This is a genomic window from Bradyrhizobium sp. Leo170 (genome assembly GCF_004296405.1).
Classification (GTDB): Bacteria; Pseudomonadota; Alphaproteobacteria; order Rhizobiales; family Xanthobacteraceae; genus Bradyrhizobium.
On sequence record NZ_PSRR01000382.1, the window covers coordinates 1 to 7,808 of the forward strand.

Annotated in this window: 6 protein-coding genes and 1 pseudogene; 4 read left to right on the forward strand and 3 right to left on the reverse strand. The window is 64.3% G+C overall.

The genetic code is table 11. The features are described 5' to 3' along the window. Window positions 1–409: 409 nt before the first annotated feature. Window positions 410–1,651, forward strand: a complete 1,242-nt coding sequence (locus CWO89_RS37675) for an MFS transporter (protein WP_130583424.1) — start codon at window positions 410–412, stop codon at window positions 1,649–1,651. 189 nt (window positions 1,652–1,840) lie between these two features. Next, a pseudogene (locus CWO89_RS37680) lies at window positions 1,841–3,065 on the forward strand (MFS transporter). A 79-nt stretch (window positions 3,066–3,144) separates the two neighbouring features. Here the strand turns inward: CWO89_RS37680 and CWO89_RS37685 are convergent. Next, window positions 3,145–3,639, reverse strand: a complete 495-nt coding sequence (locus tag CWO89_RS37685; protein ID WP_130583425.1) for a VOC family protein — start codon at window positions 3,637–3,639, stop codon at window positions 3,145–3,147. A 96-nt stretch (window positions 3,640–3,735) separates the two neighbouring features. Then, window positions 3,736–4,281, reverse strand: a complete 546-nt coding sequence (locus CWO89_RS37690) for a carboxymuconolactone decarboxylase family protein (protein ID WP_165421491.1) — start codon at window positions 4,279–4,281, stop codon at window positions 3,736–3,738. A 151-nt stretch (window positions 4,282–4,432) separates the two neighbouring features. Between CWO89_RS37690 and CWO89_RS37695 the strand changes: the two genes are divergently transcribed. Then, window positions 4,433–5,617, forward strand: coding sequence for an acyl-CoA dehydrogenase family protein (locus CWO89_RS37695; protein ID WP_130583427.1), 1,185 nt, complete (start codon window positions 4,433–4,435; stop codon window positions 5,615–5,617). Window positions 5,618–5,623: 6 nt separating this feature from the next. Further along, the gene (locus tag CWO89_RS37700; protein WP_130583428.1) at window positions 5,624–6,763 is read left to right on the forward strand and encodes an acyl-CoA dehydrogenase family protein; all 1,140 of its coding nucleotides are present in this window, start codon (window positions 5,624–5,626) and stop codon (window positions 6,761–6,763) included. Window positions 6,764–6,869: 106 nt separating this feature from the next. Here CWO89_RS37700 and CWO89_RS37705 read toward each other — a convergent pair. Then, the coding region (locus CWO89_RS37705; protein ID WP_130583429.1) for an amino acid ABC transporter substrate-binding protein at window positions 6,870–7,808 on the reverse strand (939 nt) is incomplete at its 5' end.

The window sequence follows — 7,808 nt, forward strand, 5'->3', positions numbered from 1 at the left end:
TGCAACCAGCACCCGGCTTTCCCTGCGCCCTCTGATTTCGAGGAGGGCGGAAAGTGACGCAAAGCTCGGGCGTAACGCGCCGCGAGAATGCGAACTCACATCCTCTCACCACACTCCACCGTCATGCCCCGCGCAGGCGGGGCATCCAGTATCCGGCGGCCTCTCGGCTCAAGCACTACCGCCTCTGGAATACTGGATCGTCCGCCTTCGCGGACGATGACAGCGGAGAGCTGTTTGACATGTGAATCAGACCTCACCGTCATTGCGAAGCGTGGCCGTGACGCGGAACACACAGCGCCACCTGCATAACGTCCGTCCGTTTGCGCTGGTTGATCGGGCGGCGTCCGCTCTCCATAGTGCGCCTGCAACAGCGAGGTTCCCTGCCGGGCGCCTTGGGATGGGAACGTCGATGAGTGCCACAACCAGCGATGAGATCGCCGACGACGCGCGGGCGCGCGCCAATGTGCTGCGGCTGGCCGCAGCGCAGGCGCTGACCGGTGCCAATTCGGCCGTCATCTTCGCGACCGGCTCGATCGTCGGCGCGACGCTGGCGCCCAGCGTCTCGCTCGCGACCGTGCCGCTGTCGATGTATGTGCTGGGGCTTGCCGCCGGCACGCTGCCGACCGGCGCGATCTCGCGCGCCTATGGCCGGCGCACGGCGTTCATCATCGGCACCGGCTGCGGCGTGCTCACCGGGGTGCTTGGCGCCTTCGCCATCCTGCGCGGCGCGTTCTGGCTGTTCTGCCTTGCGACCTTTCTCGGCGGGCTCTATGGCGCAGTGGCGCAATCCTATCGCTTCGCCGCCGCCGACGGCGCCAGTGCCGCGTTCCGGCCCAAGGCGGTGTCCTGGGTGATGGCGGGCGGCGTATTCGCCGGCGTGCTCGGTCCGCAGCTCGTGCAGTGGACCATGGACATCTGGCCGCCTTATCTCTTCGCCTTCAGCTTCGTGGTGCAGGCGTTCGTCGCCCTGGTCGCGATGGCGGTGCTGGCCGGCGTTGATGCGCCAAAGCCCGCGGCGGTCGATCTGCATGGCGGCCGGCCGCTGCTCGAGATCGCGCGGCAGCCGCGGTTCATCGCCGCCGCGCTGTGCGGCATCATCGCCTATCCCATGATGAACCTGGTGATGACGTCGGCGCCGCTCGCGATGAAGATGTGCGGCCTCTCGCTCAGCGATTCCAATTTCGCGATTCAGTGGCACATCATCGCGATGTATGGCCCGAGCTTCTTCACGGGCTCGCTGATCGCCCGCTTCGGCGCACCGCGCATCGTTGCGCTCGGCCTGCTCTTGGAGGCGCTTGCGGCGACGATCGGGCTCTCCGGCCTGACCACGCTGCATTTCTGGGCGACGCTGATCGTGCTCGGCGTCGGCTGGAATTTCGGCTTCGTCGGCGCCTCCGCGTTGGTCCTGGAGACGCACCGGCCGCAGGAGCGCAACAAGGTGCAGGCGTTCAACGATTTCCTGGTGTTCGGGACGATGGCGATCGGCTCGTTCTTATCAGGCCAATTGCTCGCCAATTACGGCTGGTCGGCGGTGAATCTTGTCGTGTTCCCGCCGGTGGTGCTGGGGCTCGCCGTGCTGTGGATCGTATCGCTTGCGAAGCGGCGGGCGAAATTGCGAACGGTCGATGAGTTTCCGGAACCAACTATTTGAGGACTTGCTGACAACTGCTGACAGTTCGGTGGTGATCGAAATGATGATCTAGCAAGCCCTGCTAATGGTGTTCGTCATGGCCGGGCTCGTCCCGGCCATCCACGTCCTTGGCGGCCGAAAAGAACGTGGATGCCCGGGTCAAGCCCGGGCATGACGGCTAGACCAACAGACAAACGACAAGCAAGAACCGTGGACGCATCAACTCACACCAGCACCGACGAGACCGCGCTCCGCTACGACGGTTGGCGCATCGTGCTGGTCTGCTTCCTGCTCGCGACGTTCGGCTGGGGCCTCGGTTTTTACGGTCAGAGCGTCTATGTCGCCGAGCTGCAGCGCCTGCACGGCTGGCCGGCATCGCTGATCTCCTCCGGCACCACGTTCTTCTATCTCGCAGGCGCGGGGCTCGTCGTCTTCGTCAGCGAGGCGATCAAGGCGTTCGGTCCGCGAAGCTGCTTGATCGCGGGCACGATCGCGATGGCTGCGGCGGCGGTCGCGATCGGGCAGGTGCGCGAGCCCTGGCAGCTTTATCTTGCCGATGCCGTGCTCGCCTTCGGCTGGGCCGGCACCAGCCTCGGCATGATCACCAACACGCTCGGTCTGTGGTTCGACAAGAAGCGCGGCATGGCGATCAGCCTGGCGCTGAACGGCGCGAGCTTTGGCGGCATCGCCGGCGTGCCCCTGCTTATCGCCGGCATCGGATATTTCGGCTTCTCCGGCGCGATGACCGTGGCGGCCATCGCGATGGTCGCGGTCATGGTGCCGGTGATTGTGCTGTTCGTCGGCCGGCCGCCGGCGCATATCGAGGCGGTGGCGCTGTCGGCGGCGGGAGGGCCGTCGCCGACGCAGATCCGCGCCCGTGCGCTTCGCGATCTCGGCTTCCTCTCGGTCTCGATCGCGTTTGCCCTGGTGCTGTTTGCGCAGGTCGGCTTCATCGTCCACCTGATCTCGTTCCTGGATCAGGTGATCGGCCGCGAGCGCGCGGCGGTGGCGATGGCGCTTCTGACCGCGATGGCGGTGGTCGGTCGCGTGACGTTCTCCTTCGTGATCGACCGGCTCAATCAGCGATTGGCGTCGGCCGCTGTCCTTTGTCAGTCAGGCCGTGGCGCTGCTCGTCATCATCAACCTGCGCAGCGATTGGGTGCTGGTTGCGGCCTGCGCCGCCTTCGGCTTCTCGGTCGGCAATCTGATCACGCTGCCGGCCTTGATCGTGCAGCGCGAATTCGATCCGCGCTCGTTCGGGGTTCTGGTGAGCCTGGTCACCGCCATCAACCAGATCACCTATGCCTTCGGTCCGGGCGTGGTCGGCTTGCTGCGCGATATATCGGGGAGTTACACGCTGCCGTTCTACGGCTGCATCGCGCTCCAGTTGATCGCGGCCGTGTTGATCATGATCCGCGGGCGCGGCATTGCGTAGCCCGGATGGAGCGAAGCCAAATCCGGGAATCTTCCGAGGCGTCCCCGGATTGCGCTTCGCTCCATCCGGGCTACGAGGCTCAGACTTCCCGCTGCCGCAGCAAATCCTCGAGATCGAGCCGCTTGGTGAACATCGCAAGCTTGCCATCCGGCGTGCGCGGCCATTGCGCCTCGGGCCGGTCCCAATAGAGCTCGACGCCGTTCTCGTCGGGGTCGCGCAGGTAGAGCGCCTCGCTGACGCCATGGTCGCTGGCGCCGTCGAGTGCGATACCAGCGCTGAGCACGCGGTGGAGCGCGTCCGCCAGCGCGGGGCGGGTGGGGTAGAGGATCGCGGTGTGATACAGGCCGGTGGTGCCTGATGGTGGCGGGTGGCCGCCTTTGCTCTCCCAGGTGTTCAGCCCGATATGGTGATGGTAGCCGCCCGCCGAGATGAACGCGGCACCGGCACCCATGCGCTGCTGCACCTCGAAGCCGAGCACGCCGCAATAGAAGCCGAGCGCGCGATCGAGATCGGCGACCTTCAGGTGCACATGCCCGATCCGCGTGCCGGCGATGATGGGAGGATTTTGCGCCATGCTGCTGCTCCGGTTGAAAAACAGTATCTAGCGATGAACCGAACCGCGCGGTACCGGCCTATCCTGAAACCCTGTGTTTCCGGCAGCGTCCCTGGCTCACGCCAGTTCCGACACCTCGCCATCCGGCAAGCCGAATTCAAACGTGTTCAGCGTCATCGACACCATCGTGTAGTAGCCGCAGAGCCCGATGATCTCGATCACGCCCCGCTCGCCGAGCAGCGCGACGGCCTCATCATAGAGCGCCTGCGACAGCCCATGGCCTTCGTGCAGCGATTTCGCCACGTCGTAGATCATCCTGGCCTTGGGGTCGTCGAATTCGGGCGTGCGGCGGTCGCGGATGTCGTCGATGATCTTCGGATCGAGGCCGCCCTTCAGCGCGAGGCGCTTGTGCGCGAACCATTCGTAATGCGCGGTGAAGTGGCGCGCAGTGACGAGGATCGCGATCTCCGAAAGTTTTGGCGGGAACATTGTGTTGAAGCGCAGCATCTCGCCGAGCCGCGTGGCATGCCTCGCCATTTCCGGGCTGTTGAGCCAGGCCATCATCGGCGGCGGCGCCGAGCCGCGCTTGCCGGCAATAGCCTCGTCATAGGTCTGTTTTTGCGCCTCGTTCATTTCGCCAGGCGAAAGCAGCTTCAGCCTCATGTCCGTTTCCTCTTGTTTTTCAATCATTACGCCAGGAAGCGAATACACCCCTTTCAGCCGCGCGGCCACCGGCGCTGGGCGCAGGGAGATATTGAATTCCACGGTCCGGCGGCTAAGGTCGTTTCAACAATTCGTCAGATGGAAACGCGCCATGGCCGATCTTGAAAAATTCCGCAGTGAAACCCGCGCCTGGCTGGAGCAGAACTGCCCGCCGGAGATGCGCAAGCCCATGACCTCGGACGGCGACACGTTTTGGGGCGGCCGCAACGCGAAATTCTCCTCCGAGCCGCAGCGGGTCTGGTTCGAGCGGATGCGCGACAAGGGCTGGACGGTGCCGCATTGGCCGAAGGAATATGGCGGCGGCGGGCTCGATGGCGAGGAGGCGAAGATCCTGCGCCAGGAGATGGCGGCGATCGGCGCGCGGCAGCCGCTGACCTCGTTCGGCATCTCCATGCTTGGGCCGGCGCTGCTCAAATACGGCACGGAGGCGCAGAAGAAGGAGCATCTGCCGAAGATCACGGCCGGCTTGATCCGCTGGTGCCAGGGCTATTCCGAGCCGAATGCCGGCTCCGACCTCGCTTCGCTGCAGACGCGGGCCGAAAGCGACGGCGATGATTTCATCATCAATGGCCAGAAGATCTGGACGTCCTATGCCAACTATGCGGACTGGATTTTCTGCCTGGTGCGCACCGATCCGGTCGCGAAGAAGCATGACGGCATCAGCTTCATCCTGTTCGACATGACCTCGAAAGGTGTGTCGACAAAGCCGATCCTGTTGATCTCCGGCTATTCGCCGTTCTGCGAGACGTTCTTCGACAACGTCCGCGTGCCGCAGTCGCATGTGGTCGGCACCATCAACCGCGGCTGGGATGTTGCGAAATATCTGCTGCAGCACGAGCGCGCGATGATCTCGGGCATGGGCGAGCGCGGCGTCGGCCGTCCGCTCGGACAGATCGCGGCCGACTCCATCGGTGCCGACGCGCAGGGTCGGCTGGATGACGCGGTGCTGCGCAGCCAGATCGCGAGCTTCGAAGTCGATGAAGCGGCGCTCGCCGCGGCCGCTGAGCGCGCGGTTGATCTCGCGAAGGCGGGGCAGGCGCATCCGGCATTTTCCTCGGCGATGAAATATTACGGCACCGAGCTCAACAAGCGTCGCTACGAGATCCTGATGTCGGCCGGCGGCATCGACGCGCTGGAGTGGGAGAGCGAGCGCTCCCGCGGCGGCGCCCGGCCGCGCGCCTGGCTGCGCACCAAGGCCAATTCGATCGAGGGCGGCACCTCAGAGGTGATGCTCGGCATCGTCGCCAAGCGCATCCTCGATCTGCCCGGAGCTTGATACACCATGGCCCTCATCCTCAATGAAGAACAATCCATGCTGCGCGACAGCGCGCGCGGCCTCATCAGTGACAAGGCGCCGGTCTCGCATCTGCGCCAGTTGCGCGACAGCAAGGACGAAACCGGCTTCTCGCGCGAGCTCTGGAACACCTTTGCCGAGATGGGCTTCTCCGGCCTCTTGGTATCAGAACAATTCGGCGGCAGCGGGCTCGGCGCGGTCGAGGCCGGGATCGTGATGGAGGAGATAGGGCGCACGCTGATGCCGTCGCCGTTCCTTGCCACGTCTGTGCTTGCAGCCTCGGCGCTGTCGCGCGGCGGCAGCGAGGCGCAGAAATCGCAGCATCTGCCCAGGATTGCCGACGGCTCGCTGCTCGCTGCGCTCGCGGTCGATGAAGGCGCCAAGCATCGGCCGCTGCAGACCAGGATGCAGGCGATACGCAGTGGCAACGGCTTCAAGCTGAATGGCGACAAGGCTCTCGTCGTCGATGGCCACACCGCGGGTCTCCTGATCGTCGCGGCGCGTACGGCCGGTAGCGCCGGGGAGAAGAACGGGGTGACTCTGTTCCTTGTCGATCCGAAGGCCAAAGGGATTGCGAGAGAGCGCACCATCATGGTGGACTCCCACAACGCGGCGCGCATCGTGTTCGACAGTGTCGAGGTCAATGCCGACAGCGTGCTGGGGGAGGTCGACCAGGGCTATCCGCTGCTCGAAAGCGTGCTCAATGTCGGCCGCGGCGCGGTCGCGTCGGAAATGGTGGGTTTGAGCGAAGAGGTGTTCGGCCGCACCGTCGCTTACCTGAAGGAGCGGAAGCAGTTCGGCAAGCCGATCGGCGAATTCCAGGCGCTGCAGCACCGGGCTGCCCAGCTCTACATCGATATCGAGATCACCCGCGCTGCGGTGCTGAAGGCGCTGCAGGCGCTCGATGCTGATTTGGCCAATGCGGGCAGCGCCGTCGCCGTTGCCAAGGCGCGCGCCGGCACGACGGCGACGCTGGCCGTGCAGGAAGGCGTGCAGATGCATGGCGGCATGGGCATGACCGACCAGTTCGACATCGGCTTCTTCATGAAGCGCGCCCGCGTCTGCCAGGAGTTGTTCGGCGACAGCAATTTCCACGCCGATCAACTGGCCAGGGCAAAGGGGTATTGAACTCTATCCCGTCATTGCGAGCGAAGCGAAGCAATCCATCTCGCCGCTTGCGGAAGCGTGGATTGCTTCGTCGCTACGCTCCTCGCAATGACGGCGTATGTGGCCCCTACCTAATCGGCGGGGCGTATTGGATGCCGCCGGCGCTCCAGAGCTGGTTGAGGCCGCGTGGGATCTTCAGCTTCGACTCGCTGCCGACATTGCGGTCGTAGATCTCGCCGTAATTGCCGACGTGGCGGATGATGCGGGCGGCCCAGTCCTTGGTCAGGCCGAGGTCCTCGCCATAGGACCCTTCGGTGCCGACCAGCCGCATCACCTCGGGCTTCTTCGATTTCATCGCCTCGTCGATGTTCTTCGAGGTGATGCCGAGCTCCTCGGCGTTGATCATCGCATAAAGCGTCCATTTCACGATCATCATCCAGTCGTCGTCGCGCAGCCGTACCACGGGCGCGAGCGGCTCCTTCGAGATGATGTCGGGCAGGATGATGTGGTCGTTGGGCTTGGAGAGGTTGAGCCTGAGCGCATAGAGCTGGGAAGCATCGGCGGTAAGGGTGTCGCACTGTCCGCTGTCATAGGCCTTGACGACATCCTCGAGCTTTCCGAACTTCATCTCCGTATATTTCATATTGTTGATACGGAAATAGTCGGCGAGGTTGAGCTGCGTCGTGGTCTCCGCCTGCACGCAGACCTTGCTGCCGTTCAAATCCAGTGCGGAATCGATGTTGCGCGAGCGCGGCAGCATGAAGCCTTCGCCGTCATAATAGGCGACGGCCGGGAAATAGAGGTCGTAATTGGTCTCGCGCGACATGCTCCATGTCGAGTTGCGCGAGAGGATGTCCACCTTCCGGCTCTGCAACTCCTTGAAGCGCTCGCTGGCATCGAGCGGGATGAATTTCGCCTTGGACGGATCGTCGAAGATCGCGGCCGCCACCGCGCGGCAGAAGTCGACATCGAAGCCGGTCCAGTTGCCCTTCTCGTCGGGGATCGAGAAGCCCGGCAGGCCCTTGTTGACACCACACAGCACCTCGCCGCGGCGAACGGTGCGCTT